Origin of the sequence: Providencia sp. PROV122 (genome assembly GCF_028482365.1) — a bacterium.
Classification (GTDB): domain Bacteria; phylum Pseudomonadota; class Gammaproteobacteria; order Enterobacterales; family Enterobacteriaceae; genus Providencia; species Providencia stuartii.
Genome location: NZ_JAMPQI010000031.1, coordinates 13,524 through 34,306, shown reverse-complemented (window position 1 = coordinate 34,306; position 20,783 = coordinate 13,524). Strand labels below are relative to the sequence as shown.

Sequence of the window (20,783 nt, the reverse complement as noted above, 5' to 3'; positions counted from 1 at the left end):
TTTTTTAGCCTGGCGTAATGCTTGGTCTAAATGGGAAAGCAACCAGAGTGGCTCAATAAAACGCGCTAATAACAGCATGGCGGCTAACCACATAGGTAGGGTAAGTGTTTCACGATTGACCGCCAATAAGCCGAAAGCTAATAAGCCGATAAAGGTTACTTGAATAGCGAATGAAAACAGCAAATGAAAAGGCAAGCTACGGCGTTGAAGTTGTTTTTGTGTCTGATATTGCTGAGTCAGGCTCTGCTCTAAACCTTGTTGCTGCTGTTGACTGACACCCGCTCTGCGAAGCAACGGTTGATGTGTGGCAAAGTGGCCTAATTCATCGATAACCTTCTGCTGTGAGGCGTGTACTTGCTTTTCGGCGAATGACACGTGTTTGGCGGAAAAACGTAAAATAAGTAATAACATGAAGCCAATCATTAACAGGATGCTTCCTAGCCAAAAGTTCAGAATCAATGCCCCTAAGATCACGGTTAAAGGGGTGACAATACCGCTAATGATTGGGTGTAATAAGTGAGCAGGAATGGACATCACATGGGAAATTGGCCCAGAAACTAAACTTGTCGCACTCGGGATTGGTTTTAATGAGACAGGTAGATGGCGTATTAATGCGTTGGTGAGCGTGCGCATAACAATGCCACCTGCAAGGTAGCCTTTCTGAGTGGCGATAAAAATAACGGTTAATGACACTAAGCTACTCACCAGTAGCCAAATCAGCGCACTTATATCGTCGGAGCCCCAATTGATGATCACAGGAACGAGTAGCAACCCGCTGATACCATCTAAGATAGCAGCGAATATCATCCATAATAGCGCACGACGGACGGTACTTAAGAACAGACGGATCATGCGGCGTCCTCCAATGCACTTAGTAATTGTTGATATTGGGGGGTATGTTCAGATAACTGTTGGTGTGTACCTTGAGCAATTATTTGCCCTTCTTCCAGTAAGATCACCGTATCTGCATGGCATAAATAGCTCAGATCATGGGTGACCAAGACTCGTGTACGCTGCTCTTGGTTTAAAAGCTGGAAAAATAACTCGGCATTTTGCGGATCTAATGCAGATGTTGGCTCATCAAACAACAAAATAGGGGCTTTAGAGAGCAGCACGCGAGCGATGGCTAAACGTTGAGCTTCACCACCTGATAAGGTGATATCATGACCGACTAAACTGTCTAGCCCCTTTGGTAATTGCTGGAGCCGTGTTAGTAGATTTAATTTTTCAAGGTAGTCAGTGATTTCGACCGCTGTCGCATCGGGGGCAAATAGCTGTAGATTTTCTTTCAGCGAACACGGCATAGGTTGAGTATTCTGCATCACAATAGATACTTGCTGGTTTAACCCTGCTAATGAGAATTGAGGTAGGGGCGTCGTATTAAAGTATAACTCGCCACGAGTTGGGTCGAGGAACCGTGCCATCAATTGTAAAAGTGTGCTTTTTCCTGCTCCCGATGCACCAACAATAGCGACAAGCTGACCGGGTTGAATGGTTAAGTTGATGTTAGAGAGTAAAGTTTTATCCTGTACACAATAATCCACATCGTGAATATGAACGGCACAAGGCGCTCCTTGCAGTGATTTATCACCATACTGCATTTCTGTTTGCTCAAGAAAATGGCGAATACGCTCTGAAGCGGCGACTGCATGGTTGAGGGCATCGGCACCATGCCCCATGGCAGCGATTGGAGCGGTAATGCTATGCATCAAAAGAATAAACAACACCATTTGCGACAGTGACACCGAGGTCGGCACTACCAACGACCCAATAATCACCCATAACGTCAGTAATGTGGTACTCATTCCAATTTGAGTCAGTGAACTGAATGCGCCGATTTTGTTAATCCAGCGATTAAAGGCCACGAGAAAAGCGGAGAGTGCTTGTGTCACAGCTAGTTGAATGGCGCGGTTTGGATACTGTCTTGCAAGTAATGGGTTATCGGCAAACTCTGCATATTGAGCATATAAATTCCCCATCGTCTGGTCACGAGCAGTGAATAGCGATTGATAACGTGGTGAGCGTAGCTGGCGGAAAAGGTAAATGGTGATGATTAAAGGAAGTAGGCAAAAAATCATTAATGCCCAGTTGGTCCATAATAAGATCAGCGTTGCGGTTATTGGAACGACAAACAGTTGAGCCAAGTCGGCAGGTGCATGGGCGGTGAGTTGATGCAGCAAGCGCACATCGCGATCAACAATTTTTTGGATCCCTTCTTTACCTGAATAAACAAACTCACTCAAAGGAAGTCGATTGAGTTTATTGAGTATTTTTAGCCTTAATTGATAGCACAATTGGTTATCCGTTTGATGGGTTAGGTATAGGGCAAGTGTTTGGCAAACGAGCCATACGACTCCGCTAATAAATGCAATAATGACCCAAGTGTTCCCTTGTTCAACAGGGGATAAGGCGATTTGGCTAATTGCAACCCAAGGGATCAGGGAGCTAATGCCAGCGATAGCTTGTAAAATAACAGCAAATATTAAAACGAAACGATAAGGGCGTAACAATGCCCAAAGTGCGCGGTACATAGAAACCTCCATAGCCGGGTAGTTACTTTAATTGATTTCCTTGTTTAACTGGCAATGAGTTGTTTCGATACCGAAACTATTTGTTTGGCTAACGGGTCTTATTGACGGGGTAAATGGCGTAATTTAAGCAGACTTATTATCGATTTTCAGTAATATAAATAGGTTTTAGTAAAAAGGGGAATAGGGATGCGGTACGATTTAAATGACCTCTACTACTATGTCAAAGTAGTCGAGCATGGCGGGTTTTCACAAGCAGGTCTTGCTTTGGGGATCCCGAAATCTAAACTTAGCCGCCGTATTGCTGATCTTGAGCAGAAACTCAATGTTTCCTTAATTTATCGTTCAACACGTCAGTTCCATGTGACTGAAATCGGCCAAACCTTTTATCAACAATGCAAAAATGTTGTCGATGAAGCGAAAATTGCTGAGGAGCTGATCTGCTCTGTACAAACTGACCCGAAAGGGATCATTAAATTGTCTTGTCCTGTCGCTTTACTCCAAGTGTATCTGCAAGATTTATTAGTCGATTTTATGGTGAAGTATCCGGAGATCGATGTACAAATTTTAGCTGTTAATCGGCCCGTTGATGTGATCAGTGAAGGGTTAGATATGGCGCTGCGAGTGCGTTCGCTGCCGTTAGATGATTCGGGTTTAATGATGAAAGTATTGGGTTATTCACGGCGGGTTTTGGTCGCTAGCCCGTTGTTATTTAAAGGCGGAGAGCCGCTGCAACAACCCGAAGAGTTAGTGAATTACCCAATATTGGCAAATACCGAACATTCCCAAAATTATACGGTGACACTGAAAAACAGTGAGGACTTAAGCTTCACTCAGCACTTTATCCCCAAATTATCAACAACCGATATTTTGACCTTGTATAAAGCCGCATTAAAGGGAATTGGTATTGCTCGATTGCCTTATGGTGTGGTGGAAAAAGACTTAAGTTCAGGGGCATTGATTGAGATATTACCTGAATGGCGTTTTCCTGAAGATATTATTCATGCGGTTTACCCATCAAGAAAAGGTTTATTGCCATCAGTACAACTATTATTAAATTATTTGGCTGAGAATATTTCACCAACTGTTAAATCATCATAATCCATCACCGTAAAAAGATAACTCCTCAATAGTCACCCTATCGAGGAGTTATTATCTTATTGATTTTGAGGGATTCGGCCAAATTTACCACGATTAAAATCATTAACCGCTTCGATAATTTCTTTATCGCTATTCATCACAAAGGGACCATAGCCGACAACGGGTTCATCAATGGGATCACCGCTTAAGAAGAGTACAACAGCATCTTCCGTGGCTTCCATAACAATATTACTGTCACTACTATCAAGGATGAGCAGCTCTCCCTCATTTAAACTAGCGTGACCATCAACAATTAACGAGCCATGTAACATCACTAAACCAACATTACGACCGGCTTTAGTTTGTAACCCTACTGTTTTACCTTTTTTCAGTTTGAGATCCCAAACATCTAAAGGGGTAAATGTACGTGCAGCACCATTATTTCCTAGATAGTTACCTGCAATGACGCGTAAATAGCCTGCATCATTAGGTAAAGCAATATTCGGAATATGGCTACTTTTTAGCAGTTGGTATCCCGGAGACGCCAATTTATCTTTAGCCGGTAAGTTGACCCACAGTTGCACCATATCTAAGGTGCCGCCATTTTTCATAAAATCATCGGATTGGTATTCTTGATGTAAAATACCGGATGCCGCAGTCATCCACTGAACATCTCCTGGACCAATCACGCCCCCTTCACCTGTAGAATCATGATGTGCAACCTCACCATCATAGACGATAGTTACCGTTTCGAACCCTTTGTGCGGATGCTCTCCAACACCACGGTTCTCAGCATCTGAGCTTGGGAAGGTAAAAGGCCCCGCTCTATCAAGTAAAAGAAATGGGTTGAGATATTTCCCGTGGTTGTTATAGCTAAATAATGAGCGAACAGGGAAGCCATCTCCAACCCAATGACTGCGAGGTGCGTTATAAATACCAATGATCTTTTTCATGGTTATGCTCCTAAAATAGATTCTGATGTATTTATCATAGGGGCACGATTTCGTTATCAGTAGTGGTAAAAATAGGTTTCATTGTTTCATTATTAGAACAATAGTTCTGGTTTCCATTATCCTATTTTTAGAACAGTGTTTACTAAAAACCGGACTACTCAACAAAAAATCGATGAATTAATGTAAATAACAAGAGAGCGGGGCAACGATTGTTCTATTTCTCGTTTAAAAGCATTTCATTATTTTATTGATTGAGAGGTTTCATTATGAGTAATCCGGCAAACTTCAATGGACAGCGTCCTGTTATTAATCCAGATGATGCAGTGATGTTATTGATAGACCATCAAAGCGGCTTGTTCCAAACTGTCGGTGATATGCCAATGACAGAGCTGCGAGCGCGTGCTGCTGTTCTCGCAAAAATAGCTTCATTGGCAAAAATGCCTGTCATCACAACAGCATCTGTACCACAAGGCCCGAATGGCCCTCTGATCCCTGAAATTCACCAAAATGCGCCACATGCACAATATATTGCACGTCGCGGTGAAATCAACGCATGGGATAACCCTGAATTTGTTGAAGCAGTTAAAGCAACGGGTAAAAAACAACTGATTATCGCGGGCACGATAACCAGTGTTTGCATGGCTTTCCCTGCTATTAGTGCGGTAGCTGACGGTTACCAAGTTTTTGTCGTCATTGATGCATCTGGTACTTATAGCAAAATGGCACAAGAAATCACCTTAGCACGCATGGTTCAAGCTGGTGTTGTACCAATGGATACAGCCGCGGTCGCGTCTGAAATTCAGAAAACGTGGAATCGTGAAGATGCGGCAGAATGGGCACAAGCTTACACGCAAATTTTCCCTGCATATCAACTGCTCATTGAAAGCTATATGAAAGCTCAAGATGTTTTGAAAAACAATGAGCAATTAGATTCAGAACGCTAAGCCTCATTTTTAACTCGAATTATCCGTAGCCTTTACTAAAAGTAGAGGCTACCTATCTGTATTAATTTAGATAAAACAAATAATTAGGATGTATTCCATGAAAAAGATTGTATTGCCATTATTGGCTTCACTATTGGTAGCCGGTACTGCTCAAGCCGCAAATTATCAGTTAGATCCAACCCATACTAAAGCGGTTTTCTATATTGATCACTTTAATACATCGACCAATAGCGGTGGTTTCTACAACATTCGTGGTGATATGAGCTATTCCCCAGAAAAAAACAAGGGAAGCATTAATGTCAAAATCCCAGCGGAGACATTAAATACCGGTCTAACAGCGTTTGATAACCATATTAAGAGCGCCGATATGTTAGATGTTGCGAAATACCCAACCATCGAATTTAAATCAACTAAATGGAACTTTGCGGATAATAAACCTGTTTCTATTGATGGCATTTTAACCATGAAAGGACAGTCTCATCCCGTTCAGTTGAAAACAACGAAATTCGGCTGTTATTTCAGTCCTATTTTTAAAGCGGATGTTTGTGGTGGCGACTTTGAAACGACCATTGACCGTACAAAATGGGGGGTGGATTTCCTTGCAAAAGAGGGAATGGCAAAAGAGGTAGTGATAAAAATACAAGCGGAAGCTATCAAACAATAAGTTGAGGAGGTGGAGTATGTTACACAGAGCAAAAAAACAGCCCATCGCGGTGATGTCATCGGCGATACTGGCTTTGACCTTATCTGTTGGGGCTGTACAAGCCGCGGATTATCAAGCGAGTACCAAAGAAGAACCGATTAAAATTATCAATTTAGATGAGTTAGAAGACCAAGTTGCGAAAAACATGGAAAAAGGGGCTTTTGGCTATATTCGTGGTGGGGCAGAAGATGAGCTGAACCTAGATAAAAATACGCGTAGCTTTGATAGAAAATACATTATGCCGCGGGTAATGCAGGGGATTGAAATTAAAGATATTGACTTATCAACCCAATTTTTAGGGATTGATTTAAAAACGCCAATTATTCAAGCCCCAATGGCTGCTCAAGGTTTGGCCCATCAAGACGGTGAAATTGCGACAGCCAAAGGGATGGCGAAAGCTGGCTCAATTTTTTCATTAAGTACTTATGGTAACAAGACTATTGAAGAAGTCGCCGAAGTTTCAGGGGAAAGCCCATTCTTCTTCCAACTTTATATGAGCAAGAATAATGCTTTCAATGAGTTTACCTTGAAACGAGCTAAAGAGAGTGGTGCTAAAGCGATTATTTTAACGGTGGATTCGCCAGTTGGTGGCTATCGCGAAGATGATATTCGCAATAACTTCCAATTCCCACTTGGTTTTGCCAATTTAGAACTGTTCGCTAAACAAAATGATGATGGCTCTAAAACAGGTAAAGGGGCAGGGATCAGCGAAATTTATGCTCAAGCTAAACAAGCCTTTACCCCAGCAGATATTGCTTACGTGAAAAAACTATCGGGTTTGCCTGTGATAGTGAAAGGGATCCAATCACCTGAAGATGCAGATAGAGTGATCAAGGCTGGTGCAGATGCGATTTGGGTATCTAACCATGGTGGGCGACAATTAGATAGCGGCCCAGCTTCTTTTGATGTTTTGCCTTCCATTGCAAAAGTGGTCAACAAACGTGTTCCTATTGTTTTTGATAGTGGTGTTCGCCGTGGCTCCCATGTGTTTAAAGCGCTAGCAAGTGGTGCTGATGTTGTCGCGGTGGGTCGTCCAATTTTATATGGATTAAATTTAGGGGGCGCGGAAGGGGTGAATTCCGTTATTCAGCAACTGAATAAAGAATTATCCATTAATATGATGTTGGGTGGCGCGAAAAATATTGAAAGTGTAAAAGCAACGAAGCTTTATACCGATATGGATTTTCAATAAATTTCATTAAGTGAAAAAACGGGAGATGCCTCCCGTTTTTTTATGCTATTAAGATAATTAGATGCTAAATCCACCATCAATATTTAAGCTTGCACCTGTGATATAAGCAGCGGCAGGGCTGGCTAAATAAACGACAAAACTGGCTATTTCATCGGCGCTGGCATAACGTTTTAATGCCATGATCTGTTTTAAACTCTCTGCAAACTCACCTTGTTCAGGATTCATGTCCGTGTTGACAGGACCGGGCTGGATATTATTCACAGTAATGCCTCGGCTAGCGACATCACGAGCCATCCCTTTAGTAAGCCCTACGATAGCGGCTTTGCTCATCGCATAAGCACTACCGCCTTCAAATGGTACTCTTTGTGCGTTAATGCTACCAATATGAATAATGCGCCCATTATTATTCATCACTTCTAATGCAGCTTGGCTGGCAATAAATAGGCTACGAACATTGAGGTGATAGGAGCGATCGAACGCTTCTAATGATAGGGTATCTAATGTTCCTAGCTCTAAAATACCAACATTGTTAACTAAGATATCAAGGCTACCAAATGTATTGGCGGCTTGTGTGATGGCGGCTTTTATTTCATTTTCATCAGCGCTATTTGCTTTGATTGCCAATACGTTACCTGAAAATTGCTCAATTTCAGCCACTAAAGCTTTAGCTTTATCGTCAGAAGAGGCGTAGGTAAAAGCGACACTGGCCCCAGCTTGAGCAAATTGTTTGACGATAGCAGCACCGATACCTCTTGATCCACCTTGAACAAAAGCATATTTATTTTTGAATAACATAGATTCACCTTAACATTATTACATATCAATGAGTGAGCTATTTGACTGAGAAAAGCACAGAGACACCAGAGAGATAAATCGATGAGGTTGTTGAAAATAATTGAAGGTGAAGAGAGAAAGGTGAGTTTTTAAATTAAAAGCCCTTATCTTAGAAGAGATAAGGGCGTGTATGAATTACAGCTGAGGGCGTTTTACAAAACCAATGGCTTCATAAACTTTATCAACGGTTTCTTGCGCGCGTACTGCCGCTTTGGTTGCACCTTCATCCATAATTTTGTTGAGCAGCGCTTCGTCATTACGGAATTGATGATAACGCTCTTGGAGTGTAGCCAACATGCCAGAGACGGCATCTGCCACTGCACCTTTAAGATGACCGTACATTTGACCTTCAAATTCGGCTTCAAGCTCGGCAATCTTTTTACCCGTTACGCCAGATAAAATATCTAGCAGGTTTGAAACACCTGGTTTGTTTTCGATGTCATAACGAACACGAGGCGGCTCTTCTGAGTCAGTGACCGCACGTTTGATTTTTTTCGCTGCTGATTTTGGGTCTTCAAGCAGGGCGATAACGTTATTGCGGTTATCATCAGACTTAGACATTTTCTTCATTGGATCTTGCAAAGCCATGACACGAGCGCCACCTCCAGTCGGAATAAAAGGATCTGGCACGGTAAAGATATCGCCATAAATCGCGTTAAAACGCTGTGCAATATCACGGCTTAACTCAAGATGCTGTTTTTGGTCGATACCAACAGGAACTTGGTTAGTTTGATAAAGTAAAATATCGGCAGCCATTAATACAGGATAATCAAATAAACCAGCGTTAATGTTTTCTGCATGACGCGCTGATTTATCTTTAAATTGTGTCATACGGCTTAGTTCGCCGAAGTAAGTGTAACAGTTTAGCGCCCAGCTAAGTTGCGCATGTTGCGGCACATGGGATTGAACAAAAATAGTGCTTTTATTCGGGTCAATGCCACAAGCGAGGTAGAGTGCTAAGGTATCGAGGGTTCTTTTGCGTAGCTCGTCAGGGTCTTGACGTACAGTGATCGCATGTTGGTCAACGATACAATAGATGCAGTCGTAATCATCTTGCATTTGTACCCACTGACGTAGCGCACCCATGTAGTTACCGATGGTCAATTCACCGGAAGGCTGCGCGCCGCTGAATACGATAGGTTTTTGGGTTTGCTTTTGTTTTTCAGTGGGTTCACTCATTTCTTTTTATATCCTTTAATTATTTTGTGTCAGATAAACCGATGGTAGGCAGGATATCTGAAAAGTGTGTTAATACACAGTCAGGCTCACTCAGAGCGATTGATTCACCATAGTTATAACCGTAAGTTAGGCCAACGCTAGGGCATTGTGCGCTTTTTGCCGCAATAATATCATTACGGGAATCACCGACAAAAAGCAATTCCTCTTTACGTAAACCAAGCTTGCCCATGGTGAGATACAGTGGCGCTGGGTGTGGCTTTTTCTCTTTTACATCATCGCCGCCAAGCACTAACGAAAAATAGCGATCAATGGCTAGTTTTTTCAGTAATGGCGCGATAAAAGGTGTGGGTTTATTGGTCACTATGGCCATAGGGATGTTATGGAATGCGAGCTTTTCTAACGTCTCTTTGACTTCTGGAAATAGTTCGCTGCCCGTTGTCACAGCGGTGGCATAGAATTTATCAAAACTGTCACGGGTCGCTTGGTGAAGCTCGGGAGTGATGGTTGCTCCCGCCCATGTTAATGCGCGTTCAATCATGACATCGGCACCGTTACCTACCCAAATTGAAACACGCTCTTTCCCTGCTGGTGGAAAACCTTGTTCTTTTAATGCGTTATCTAGCGCTTCAGCTAATCCACCGGCACTGTCAACGAGAGTACCATCTAAATCAAAGGCAATTGCTTTGATGTTTTCTAAACTCGGTTGTGTCATTGAGATACCTTTTGTAATTCCTTACGCATTTGGTCAATGACGGTTTTGTAATCAGGCTGACCAAAAATTGCAGATCCTGCAACAAAGGTGTCGGCACCAGCAGCGGCAATTTCGGCAATATTATCAACTTTAACACCGCCATCGATTTCTAAACGAATATCATAGCCACTTTCATCGATCATTTTACGGACTTGGCGCAATTTAGTCAGCGTATGTGGAATAAAGGATTGACCACCAAAGCCTGGGTTTACCGACATGAGTAGGATCATATCGACTTTATCCATCACATACTCTAGGTGGCTCAATGGTGTTGCTGGGTTGAAAACGAGGCCAGCAGTACAGCCATGTTCTTTGATTAACTGTAGTGTTCTATCGACATGTTCGCTGGCTTCAACGTGGAAGCTGATATGATTTGCGCCTGCTTTTGCAAAGTCAGGGATAATTCTGTCGACAGGTTTAACCATCAAGTGGACATCGATTGGTGCAGTAATTCCGTAGTCGCGTAGGGCTTTACAAATCGGTGCACCGAACGTGAGGTTAGGAACATAGTGGTTGTCCATAACGTCAAAATGCACGATATCCGCGCCAGCGGCTAGTACTTTTGCGGTATCTTCGCCTAAACGGGCAAAATCTGCAGATAAAATAGATGGGGCAATGAGAAAATCTTTCATTATTGTCTCCGATTATTTAAACGTCACCTGAGAGTCATTCCACGCCAGACGAGAGGCGCTTGATGTTTTTCTTATCAGCGTTTTTGGGGAGTTTTAGCGCAGGCTCCCCGTTATATAGTGCCAACAACTCATTGACTTTCGCGCGATTAAGTATGTTTCGACTGATTGTTCGACGCACTTTGACAATGTGTAATTTAGCTTGATGATACCACTCTCTTGTTGCTGGCGTGTCATGATTTGAAATCAGAACCGGAATTTTGCGATCTGAAGACAAATAATGGGCTAATCGCGCAAGATTTTGTTGTTCTTGAGCGCTAAAGGCATTGGTGTGATAGGCCGTAAAGTTCGCTGTTTCGGAAAGCGGAGCATACGGAGGGTCACAATAAACGACCGAGCCTGATTCCGCAGATAGCAGCGTACTTTCATAATCTTGGGTCACAAAGGTCGCTTTTTGCGCTTTATCGGCAAACCACAGTAGTTCTTCTTCTGGAAAGTAGGGCTTTTTATAACGACCAAAAGGCACATTAAATTCGCCGCGTGAATTATAACGACATAGCCCGTTGTAGCAGTGGCGATTTAGATATAAAAATAATACGCTACGTTTGATAGGGTCTGTAGATTGGTTAAATTCTTGACGTTTAATGTAATACTGCTCGGCGGTATTAAATTCAGGCGTAAAGATCTCGCGTACTTCTCCGATGAAAGAGTCTGTACGGTATTTTACGGTATTGTAGAGGTTAATGAGGTCGCTGTTGATATCAGCTAGGACATAAGCATCGTAGCTGGTATTTAGGAAAACAGAACCTGCTCCTACAAAGGGCTCGATCAAGCAATCACCCTGTGGAAGATGTTTTTTGATATCTTCCACTAGAGGGTATTTGCCGCCGGCCCATTTCAAAAAAGCGCGTGTTTTTTTCATGCCGTCTTATTGTTACAAACGTTTAGAGTAGTATTGGGTACTCTGTCAGGACAGCATAATGCGCCCGCTATAAAACGTTGTTATTTCTGATCCTGTTGAACTTGCTTCATATTTCTAACCCATGGTTTTTTCGCTTGAATTTCGGCTGGTAAAGTCGCAATAGCGCTTTTAGCTTCATTGACGGAGCGATAGTTGCCGTGGATCAGAACATACCAAGTTTGCCCATTACGGATTGTTTTATAAACTTTATAGTTATTGAGTTTATGTTGTTTAGCGAAAGCTTCTAGTGTATCAGAACGGCTTGCACTGCTTAATTGTAATGTGTAGTTACTCGCAGGCGCTGACATTAAGTTACCACTTTGATTTTGGTTCGCCGTGGTTGTTTTTGCTGGCTGCTTAGGTTGAGCCGGTTGTTTAGTTTCAACAGGCTTTGTTTGCGTCCTCTCTGGTTTTGCAGGCACCGTTTGTGGCTTTTGGGCCGGTGGCGTTTGTGTCACAGGAGGCGGTGCAATATTTTGTGCCGGCGTATTCGCCGTGCCTTGGTTGAGTGATTGACCTTGGTTTAGGGCATCGACAACATCACCCGGGATTTCAATCCGTTCACCATAATTATTTGTTTGTTGCTGTTGAGTACCTTGGGTAGGTACTGGGTTCACAGGCGGTACGTTTATCTCTTGTGCCTGGCCTGATGGGCTTTGATTATTGCTAAGCGATGAAGAGCTAGACAAATCGATATTACGCTCGTTTGCCGTTGTATCAGTTTGCTGCTTTTCATGCTCTGTTGGAGCTTTTAAGGCTGAGCTAATGGCGATAATCAGTAATAACAGCACCAAAACACCTACACCAATCATAATATGTTGGCGAGATATCGTGAGTTTAGGTTTTGCTGTTGATGATGGACGGCTACGACCTGCCGGTCGGTCGGATGTATCTGGCCGTAGATCATTTTGTGTATTAGGCTGATTATCTGGTTTAAATTCGTCCATTTTGCCCTCCCGAATAAATATCACCTTGTAATCGAGATAAAATTTCTCTTTTCATTACGGCCTCTTCACGAGTAAATAGTGTATACCCGCGATGTTGCAAAGGATAGTCTTATACTTGTCATATCGTCTTCATATGATTAATACGACATATGATATTGCATGTCTAAAAGTCTAAGTGTTTGAGAGTGTGTTGTAACCTGAAACTTTAGGCATAGCTTATAATTTAACGATTTTAAGACATATCTGCCAGAAACATTTTAAAACCTCAAATTATCTGGATGGTTTTATCTGTTTCTGGCTGATAATCACACAAGATGGCTTAGGTTTCGGGTAAACAGGACGATATCGCATCTCGTACTGTTTGTGTTTCAATATCTGAGCGCATTTCTGCATGGCCGATTGTGGTAGGTAAGATAAGATGGAGTTTCCCGCCCATGACCTTTTTATCCCGCATCATATGAGGTAAATAGTCATCCGGTTTCATTTGCTCAGGACCCGTCACAGGTAGCTCAGCGCGTTCTAACAAGGCGATAATTCGCTGAGTTTGGTGTGCGGTGAATGTGCCTATGCGTTCTGCCGTTTTAGCCGCCATCACCATACCTGCTGCAACGGCTTCACCGTGCAGCCAAACGCCATAGCCCATATGGGCTTCAATAGCATGACCAAAAGTATGGCCAAGGTTAAGTAGCGCCCTTAAGCCGCTAGTCTCTTTCTCATCAGCCGCGACGACTTGTGCTTTTAATTCACAGCAGCGACGGATGCAGTAAGCCATGGCTTGATTATCAAGAGCCATTAGAGCGTCGATATTCGCTTCTAGCCAGCTGAAAAACTCCCCATCAAGGATGATGCCATACTTGATGACCTCAGCAAGACCAGATGAAAGCTCTCTTTTCGGTAACGTTTTTAAGCAATCAAGGTCGATGATGACAGAGGCGGGCTGATAAAATGCCCCGATCATATTTTTGCCTAATGGATGGTTTACCGCGGTTTTGCCGCCTACGGATGAATCTACTTGTGATAACAAGGTGGTTGGTACTTGGATAAAACGAACCCCACGTTGATAACTTGCTGCGGCGAAACCTGTTAGGTCACCGATAACACCCCCACCAAGTGCTATGAGGGTGGTATCGCGATTATGGCGTTTTTCGAGTAAGGCAGTGAAAACATCGTTCATAATGAACAAGGATTTATACTGTTCCCCATCCGGTAAAATGATTGAATCTACTGTTACCCCTGCTGCTTCAAGAGCACGCGTCACTTTCTCAAGATAGATAGGCGCAAGTGTCTCGTTGGTCACCAACATAGCTCGTTGACCCGCTTTGAGTGGCCAAAAAGCATCTGGTTGGTTATAAAGACCCGGAGCAATTGTGATTGGATAACTGCGTTCATCCAGAGTAACAGTGACTTTTTCCATCTTGCTTTACCTTGTTGCCATGAGTAATGTTAAGTTAGTTTTTTTCTAACAGCTCAATGATTTGGCTTGCGACAACTTTGGCACTTTGCTCATCAGTATGAATGGTGATATCAGCAATTTCTTCATACATCGGGTTGCGTTCAGATGCCAATTTTTCAAGAACTTCACGAGCCGGTTCATCCACTTGTAATAGTGGCCGTTTTTTATCACGTTGAGTTCGAGACAACTGTTTCTCGATAGTGGTTTCGAGATACACAACAACACCACGAGCAGATAGGCGATTGCGAGTTTCTTTCGATTTTACTGAACCGCCACCCGTTGCCAGTACGATGCCTTGTTTTTCGGTAAGCTCATTGATGATTTTTTCTTCGCGCTCGCGGAAGCCTTCCTCGCCTTCTAGGTCAAAGACCCAGCCTACATCTGCACCTGTACGTTTTTCAATCTCGTGATCAGAGTCGAAAAACTCCATATTAAGCTGTTGAGCCAATTGACGACCAATAGTGCTTTTGCCGGCACCCATCGGTCCAACCAGAAAGATATTGCGTTTCTCTGCCATGTTTTTTGGTATTACTACGATTATTCGTTAATGATAACCCGCCCCGCCAATCGAATTAGCGACGGGACCTAAACTGAAACCTCATGAGTGATAAGTGAGATCAGATAAGAAAATTATCTCAATACATCAACCTGAATTGCAACTATATAAATGTGGCACTGAGCGAACAAAGTGCCACATTTGTGTTACTGGTTTCTTCTATTATGCCGTCTATTTTGCCTAACGTTTTGTTCAACATGAGTTTTAACAGTATTGCCACTGCATATAAAAGCAGAGGAACGTGTTAATTTATAGAGCAAATTGATTGCGGCTATTTTATAAGCGGCTGATAGCTTGTTCTTTAATCTACTGATAGTTAGAACACTCAATGGGTAACCTTGTATGCTAAAACGACGTCAGCGTCAAATTTATCCGGTAAGTTTATGGCATAAAAAATAATTTTCTCTGCTCACATTTCCTTTATATTCATTCAACTACTTGAAGTATCAATATTATTTTTTTATCTAAATATTGATCAGCTTTGGTGTGATAAAAACCACAAGAACTCTACGGTCAATATGTTCACCTGTATTGGTAAATAACTTTCCCAAAAGGGGAATGTTGGAAAGAAAAGGTAGGCCTGTTTCTGTTTTTTCTTGCTTCTGTTGAAAAATGCCGCCGAGTATCAATGTTTCATTGTTGCGTATCGTGACAGAGGTAGCGATTTCTTGCTTATTGATCGCTAAATAGTGTTCATCACTGGTGGTAATCGCTTTATCAGGGGAGTTATGACTGATTTTCAATAGTAGCTCAACGTGATCTCCGCGTGAGAGAGTTGGCGTGACCTCCATTCCTAATACCGCATCTTTAAACTGAACGTGTGTTTTCTTTTCTGTGCTAGTGACATAGGGGATTTCAGACCCTTGCTGAATACTGGCGGGGTGTTTGTGTGAAGCCATCAAACGAGGGCTTGCGATAATAGAGAGCAAATTTTCTTTTTCTAAAGCATTAAGTTTAAGTTCTAACAGCCCTTCGCCCAGCCGAAGTAAATTAAACTGACCTGATGAAGAGTCATAGCGGTTATAACGCTGGTAGCGGCTATTATTGGGGCTACCCGATAACATTCCCCACTCCAAGCCTAACTCTTGCAGGGCTGTCCGGCTGCTGCTGATAATGTGTGCGGTAATTTGGACTTGCTGTTTAGGAACATCAAGTTGCTTTAACCACTCTTCAATCAGTTGTAAGCGGGTTTTTGTCTCTTTTATCACTAAACTATTTGTTGCAAAGTGGCTGATGGCGGTAGCTTGGCTCGATAATAAAGCATTTTCAGGGTGTTTTAACTGTTCGAGGGCATCTGTTGCACTTATGGATGTGAGTTTAAAGATTTTTTCGATGAATGGATTCTCGACGGGTTGATGAGAGGGAGTTGGTGAGGGAGAGGCGAGCTTTTGGTGAGTTTCATCTAAAGGCAGAGGGATGAAGGGGTCGCGCATCTCTTGAGCGATCACGTTTAAGGGAATAGTAAAAACAATGATTACAGCTAAAAACAGTTTATTGTTCATTAATATCATCCTTGATAAATGAGAGGGTGAATGTGGCTGTTAACTCGCCATTGCGAGGCGAAAAACGTACCTCAGAAATGAGACCTGTTTGGTATGATGCGGGCGTGATAATGGCATGGATGAAGCGGTAAATTTGCGGGTAATCACCTTGAACTTCAACCTGATAACGCTGCTCATTGGCCGCTACAGCCGCCGAGGGTTGTAAACGGTTAAGTACGACCTTTGTTTGGGTAACCATGTGTTGTATATGAGCCACAAATTGTGTTGCGTTTTGTTTTGATAATGTTAATTCTTGCTCCAGAGCCACCATTTGTTGCTCAAGTTGATGGAGTGAAGGAAGTTGTGTTAGTGCCTGCGTATATTGTTGTGATTGAGAGGCGATATGCTGAGTTTTATTTTTAAGTTCAGTCAGTTGAGACTCCACTTCCTGCCAATAAAAAAAGGTGTAAGCCAGTAAGATAGCAATCGTAGCAACCCAAAGAGGAATAGTTTGTTGCCAAAAAGGGCGATACCAAAACCCAGAGGCATTATCATTCATTCGTCTCCTCCTGATAGTGTGCACTTACATGCAAGTAGTTAACCTGACGAGTTTTCCCCATTTTTATGAGTTGTACTTGATGCAATAACGGGTTGCTTTCTAAGCGAGTGATCAATTGGCTAATATCGTGAAAATCATAGCTAACAGCAGCTATTTCTAGGTTATTACCAGTGAGTGAAACCTTCGCGAGCCAGCTTTTTTGCGGTGTAAGTTCAGGCAGCTTATAAAGAAGATTTAACCGAGTTCGGTTACTTTGTGCTTGCCGATTAAGGTGTTGTCGGTGCGTTTGCCATTCAGCGAGCTTGGCTTGTTTTTCGTTAATCACCTTTATCTGTTGCTGCTTTTGCGCGACATGTTGTTCGAGTTGCATTTTGGTGATCTGCCACTGTGTTTGTTCGAACTGCTGTTGTGAAGAATTGTAGATAACCACGATCGCGACTAGACAACTTTGCAGAATAAATAGCGCGAAACACCGCCGTTTATTGCGAGTAATACACTGTTGCCGCCAAGGTAAAAAATTAACTTGATACATGGTCACGATCCTTATCGCGTAACGCTAAACCTGTTGCAACCACAAAATCACCGAGTTGGTGAGGGAGCTTAACGGTATGGTTATGAAAGGCTTGCAATAGGCTCCATGAATGTACTGCCTGAGACTTATGGTGATCGCCGATATAATAGAGAGGTAATTTTAGTGGCCCATTGTTTTCATTGAGTAGAGCGATAATTTGTGGAAGTGTGGTGATGTCATTTTCTTGGATTTGATTATAAGTTGCAGGTTGACTGACGGGGCCAGTCCATAGCCACTCCCCTTGGCGATAATGTATTAGCCAACTTTCATCGGGTAACCCAGCATAGCGTGCAATGTAACGTAAGACACAAGGGGCGACATCAATTGCGGTTAGCAAGAAGCCACTGTCATGTAATAAATTTTGCCAAAACACGATCTCTGACTTACGTACCCCGTTTAGGTAGGCTCGATTGTCTATCACACGATAATCGATCACCAAATCTTCTGAACTTAGTGGAAACAATTTTTCGGCGCAGCTTTGTAAGTACCAACCTAGCTCAGGTTGCTTTAAAGTCACTTGTTCAGGTAAAGTCACTTGCTGTTTTAATGTTCTCAGAGCAGAAAATGCCATTGAGACCTGACAATTTTTAGGTAATTTCCGACGCCATTGTATTAAAATTTTCAGTAGCATCTCGTATCTATCATGTTCAGATTGGCTGGTGATTTCGTTTAGAATATTATGTTGCCAACACTCGCATAAGTACCGCCGTTTGCGGTTTTGTTTTGTGGCAACAAGTTGAATTGAGGCTTGGCAAAGGTCTATTCCGATGTTCCATTTTTGTGAATACATAGATAATTTCCTTATCATCAACAAATAAATTACGATTTCTATTGAGCTGTATAAGCTTTATACTACGCGCCAGCTATATCTAAACCCTCCTGTCTGTTGAGTATGGGAATTATCCGGTGAAGTTCGTAAAATATTTTTTTATTATTGTTATTTGTTGCATTTTTTTGGGAACCGCCTCGATTTTTGGCATGTACAAATATGTCGAAAATGAGTTACCTGACGTCGCAACAATGAAAGACATCCGCCTACAAACGCCGATGCAAATCTTCAGTGCTGATGGTGAATTAATTGCACAATATGGTGAAAAACGCCGTATTCCGCTGCCATTAGCTGATATCCCACCCCTGATGATCAAGGCCTTTATTGCAACGGAAGATAGCCGTTTTTATGAGCATCATGGTATCGACCCTGTGGGTATTTTCCGTGCCGTTACGGTAATGGCATCTTCGGGTCGTGCTTCCCAAGGGGCGAGTACAATCACCCAGCAATTAGCCAGAAACTTTTACTTAAGCCCAGAAAGAACCATAATGCGTAAGGTAAAAGAGGTCTTTCTTGCGGTGAGAATTGAGCAGTTATTCACCAAAAATGAGATCATGGAACTGTATCTCAATAAAATTTACCTTGGTAACCGTGCATATGGGGTTGGCGCAGCCGCGTATGTGTATTTTGGTAAAACGGTCAATGAATTAACGCTCAGTGAAATGGCGATGATCGCGGGCTTACCAAAAGCACCTTCGACATCAAATCCTTTATTCTCTTATGAAAAAGCGATTAGCCGTCGTAATGTGGTGCTTGGGCGTATGCTAGAAGAAAAATACATCACCCAAGCGGAATATGAACAGGCAAAAAATGAGCGAATTGAAGCGTCTTATCACGCACCGAAAATTGATTTCTCAGCACCCTACCTCGCCGAAATGGCACGCCAAACATTGTATGAGCAACATGGTGAAGATGCTTATACTGACGGTTACAAAGTCTACACAACGGTTATTCGCAAAGACCAACTCGCAGCCACTGATGCGGTACGCAATAATTTAATTGATTATGATGTCCGTCATGGTTATCGCGGGCCAGCAGACGTGTTGTGGACAGCAGGAGAGCCTGCCTGGACGACAGAAAAAATTATCGAAAAACTTAAAAAATCCCCTGTTTATGGGCCATTATTACCTGCTGTTGTCCTTTCCTCAACGGACAGCGAAGCGACGGTGCAATTGGCCGATGGCTCAACAGAGAAAATCACTTTAGCGGGTGTGCGTTGGGCGCGTAAATTTATTTCCGATACCCAGCAAGGTGCCATGCCAAGTAAAGTGAATGCGGTGATGAAAGCAGGTGAGCAAGTTTGGATCCGCAAAGTAAAAGATATTTGGTGGCTGGGACAGGTTCCTGAAGTTAACGGGGCTTTTGTGGCATTGAACCCAAATAATGGTGCGATTATCGCCTTAGTGGGTGGCTTTGACTTTAATATGAGTGAGTTTAACCGCGTCACTCAGTCATTACGCCAAGTTGGCTCGAATATCAAACCTTTCTTGTATACAGCAGCGATGGATAAAGGTTTGACGTTGGCATCACTGTTAAATGATGTTCCTATCAGTCGTTGGGATGCGGGAGCAGGGTCAGATTGGCGGCCGAAAAACTCACCACCTCGTTATGCAGGCCCTATCCGCTTAAGACAAGGGTTAGGTGAATCAAAGAACGTGGTTATGGTACGCGCCATGAGAGCGATGGGGGTTGACTATGCAGCCGATTACCTCACACGTTTTGGCTTCCCTGCGGAAAATATCAATCGGACTGAAGCCTTAGCGCTCGGTGCGCCATCATTTACGCCAATGCAGATGGTGCGAGGCTATGCGGTGATGGTGAATGGTGGTTATCTGATTGACCCTTACTATATCCAAAAAATTGAGAATGCAGAGGGTGAGGTGCTTTTTGAAGCTAATCCAAGAATAGCTTGCCCTGATTGTACTGATATTCCAGTGATTTATGGAAATACGGAGCGTACGATCGCCCTTAAAGGTGTTGATGACGAGTCGACAGAAGAAATTACTCAATCAGATGATAAACCAACGGAGCAAGAGCCAACGATGGAAGTGACATCTGCGGCACCAAAAGAAGCGACACCTCAAGATATGTATGCGCCTCATGTTATCAGCACACCTTTAGCGTTCTTAATTAGGGATGCAATGATGACGAATATCTATGGTGAACCAGGTTGGTTAGGTACTGGCTGGCGTGCAGCGAGAGATCTAGGTGGTCGCCGTGATATTGGTGGTAAAACAGGCACAACGAATAGCTCGAAAGATGCTTGGTTCTCCGGTTACGGCCCTGATGTTGTCGCCTCGGCTTGGATTGGTTTTGATGATAATAGGCGTACCTTAGGGCGCACTGCAATCAGCGGTGGTGAAGCGGGGGCGAAAAGCGCTCAACCAATATGGGATGACTTTATGAAGTCAATCTTAGAAGGTGTACCGGTTACGATGATGAAGCCACCGAAAGGGATCATTGCTGTTTCTATTGATAGTCGGACGGGTAAGCTAGGCAATTCTCGTAAAGAGTATTTTATTGAGGGTACTGAGCCTAAAGAGCATGCTATTCAAGAGGTTGGAACGACTATCTTTGAAGAGGGTGGCGAAAGCCAAGAACTGTTCTAATGTGTTTGGCTCCCTGTTCAAAGG

19 protein-coding genes and 1 pseudogene are annotated in these 20,783 nt (G+C 42.9%); 5 read left to right on the top strand and 15 right to left on the bottom strand.

Annotated elements, in window-relative coordinates; all coding sequences use genetic code 11:
* Window positions 1–852: pseudogene (locus tag PSE69_RS17680) on the bottom strand (ATP-binding cassette domain-containing protein); the annotation flags it as partial.
* Window positions 849–2,531, bottom strand: coding sequence for an ABC transporter ATP-binding protein (locus tag PSE69_RS17675; protein WP_102781049.1), 1,683 nt, complete (start codon window positions 2,529–2,531; stop codon window positions 849–851). The gene PSE69_RS17675 and the pseudogene PSE69_RS17680, both read right to left, overlap by 4 nt.
* A 186-nt stretch (window positions 2,532–2,717) precedes the next feature.
* On the opposite strand from PSE69_RS17675, the gene PSE69_RS17670 reads away from it, so the two are divergent.
* A complete protein-coding gene (locus PSE69_RS17670) occupies window positions 2,718–3,629 on the top strand; it encodes a LysR substrate-binding domain-containing protein (protein ID WP_121874964.1) in 912 nt (303 codons plus the stop codon).
* Between the two features lie 56 nt (window positions 3,630–3,685).
* On the opposite strand, the gene PSE69_RS17665 is transcribed toward PSE69_RS17670, so the two are convergent.
* The gene (locus PSE69_RS17665) at window positions 3,686–4,561 is read right to left on the bottom strand and encodes a pirin family protein (protein ID WP_053110895.1); all 876 of its coding nucleotides are present in this window, start codon (window positions 4,559–4,561) and stop codon (window positions 3,686–3,688) included.
* A 266-nt stretch (window positions 4,562–4,827) separates the two neighbouring features.
* Between PSE69_RS17665 and PSE69_RS17660 the strand changes: the two genes are divergently transcribed.
* From PSE69_RS17660 to PSE69_RS17650, 3 genes are all read left to right on the top strand, one after another.
* Window positions 4,828–5,505, top strand: a complete 678-nt coding sequence (locus PSE69_RS17660; protein ID WP_004916074.1) for a hydrolase — start codon at window positions 4,828–4,830, stop codon at window positions 5,503–5,505.
* A gap of 97 nt (window positions 5,506–5,602) precedes the next feature.
* Entirely contained in the window at window positions 5,603–6,169 is a 567-nt protein-coding gene (locus PSE69_RS17655; protein WP_004916073.1) for a YceI family protein, read from the top strand.
* A gap of 52 nt (window positions 6,170–6,221) precedes the next feature.
* Window positions 6,222–7,400 (top strand): lactate oxidase, encoded by a 1,179-nt coding sequence (locus PSE69_RS17650; protein ID WP_230088952.1) that lies wholly within the window; start codon window positions 6,222–6,224, stop codon window positions 7,398–7,400.
* Between the two features lie 57 nt (window positions 7,401–7,457).
* Here the strand turns inward: PSE69_RS17650 and PSE69_RS17645 are convergent, their stop codons facing one another.
* The 12 genes from PSE69_RS17645 to pilM form a co-directional block, all read right to left on the bottom strand.
* Complete coding sequence (locus PSE69_RS17645; RefSeq protein ID WP_014657127.1) at window positions 7,458–8,195, bottom strand: 3-oxoacyl-ACP reductase family protein; 738 nt, start codon at window positions 8,193–8,195, stop codon at window positions 7,458–7,460.
* 174 nt (window positions 8,196–8,369) lie between these two features.
* Complete coding sequence (trpS, locus tag PSE69_RS17640) at window positions 8,370–9,413, bottom strand: tryptophan--tRNA ligase (protein WP_121874966.1); 1,044 nt, start codon at window positions 9,411–9,413, stop codon at window positions 8,370–8,372.
* A gap of 19 nt (window positions 9,414–9,432) precedes the next feature.
* Window positions 9,433–10,125, bottom strand: coding sequence for a phosphoglycolate phosphatase (locus tag PSE69_RS17635; protein ID WP_004916066.1), 693 nt, complete (start codon window positions 10,123–10,125; stop codon window positions 9,433–9,435).
* The gene (gene rpe / locus PSE69_RS17630) at window positions 10,122–10,796 is read right to left on the bottom strand and encodes a ribulose-phosphate 3-epimerase (RefSeq protein ID WP_004916064.1); all 675 of its coding nucleotides are present in this window, start codon (window positions 10,794–10,796) and stop codon (window positions 10,122–10,124) included. Before rpe ends, PSE69_RS17635 begins: the two co-directional genes overlap by 4 nt.
* 34 nt (window positions 10,797–10,830) lie before the next feature.
* Complete coding sequence (dam, locus tag PSE69_RS17625) at window positions 10,831–11,715, bottom strand: adenine-specific DNA-methyltransferase (protein WP_004916061.1); 885 nt, start codon at window positions 11,713–11,715, stop codon at window positions 10,831–10,833.
* A gap of 80 nt (window positions 11,716–11,795) precedes the next feature.
* The gene (locus PSE69_RS17620) at window positions 11,796–12,701 is read right to left on the bottom strand and encodes an SPOR domain-containing protein (protein ID WP_014657126.1); all 906 of its coding nucleotides are present in this window, start codon (window positions 12,699–12,701) and stop codon (window positions 11,796–11,798) included.
* Window positions 12,702–13,020: 319 nt separating this feature from the next.
* Window positions 13,021–14,115 (bottom strand): 3-dehydroquinate synthase, encoded by a 1,095-nt coding sequence (gene aroB / locus PSE69_RS17615; protein ID WP_004916059.1) that lies wholly within the window; start codon window positions 14,113–14,115, stop codon window positions 13,021–13,023.
* 34 nt (window positions 14,116–14,149) lie between these two features.
* Window positions 14,150–14,671, bottom strand: a complete 522-nt coding sequence (gene aroK, locus PSE69_RS17610) for a shikimate kinase AroK (protein ID WP_004916057.1) — start codon at window positions 14,669–14,671, stop codon at window positions 14,150–14,152.
* A gap of 503 nt (window positions 14,672–15,174) precedes the next feature.
* Window positions 15,175–16,212 (bottom strand): secretin N-terminal domain-containing protein, encoded by a 1,038-nt coding sequence (locus PSE69_RS17605; protein WP_014657124.1) that lies wholly within the window; start codon window positions 16,210–16,212, stop codon window positions 15,175–15,177.
* Window positions 16,202–16,750, bottom strand: coding sequence for a hypothetical protein (locus PSE69_RS17600; RefSeq protein ID WP_004916055.1), 549 nt, complete (start codon window positions 16,748–16,750; stop codon window positions 16,202–16,204). The genes PSE69_RS17605 and PSE69_RS17600 overlap by 11 nt, the downstream gene beginning before the upstream one ends.
* Window positions 16,743–17,282: a PilN domain-containing protein gene (locus PSE69_RS17595; protein ID WP_076914766.1), complete on the bottom strand. Its 540-nt coding sequence runs from the start codon at window positions 17,280–17,282 to the stop codon at window positions 16,743–16,745. Before PSE69_RS17595 ends, PSE69_RS17600 begins: the two co-directional genes overlap by 8 nt.
* Window positions 17,269–18,111 carry a pilus assembly protein PilM gene (pilM, locus tag PSE69_RS17590; protein ID WP_272675301.1) on the bottom strand — a complete coding sequence of 281 codons (843 nt, stop codon included), beginning with the start codon at window positions 18,109–18,111 and terminating at the stop codon, window positions 17,269–17,271. Before pilM ends, PSE69_RS17595 begins: the two co-directional genes overlap by 14 nt.
* Before the next feature lie 116 nt (window positions 18,112–18,227).
* Here pilM and mrcA point away from each other — a divergent pair, with 116 nt between their 5' ends.
* On the top strand, window positions 18,228–20,759 hold the full coding sequence (gene mrcA / locus PSE69_RS17585; protein WP_014657121.1) for a peptidoglycan glycosyltransferase/peptidoglycan DD-transpeptidase MrcA: 2,532 nt from the start codon (window positions 18,228–18,230) through the stop codon (window positions 20,757–20,759).
* The last annotated feature ends 24 nt before the right edge of the window (window positions 20,760–20,783 follow it).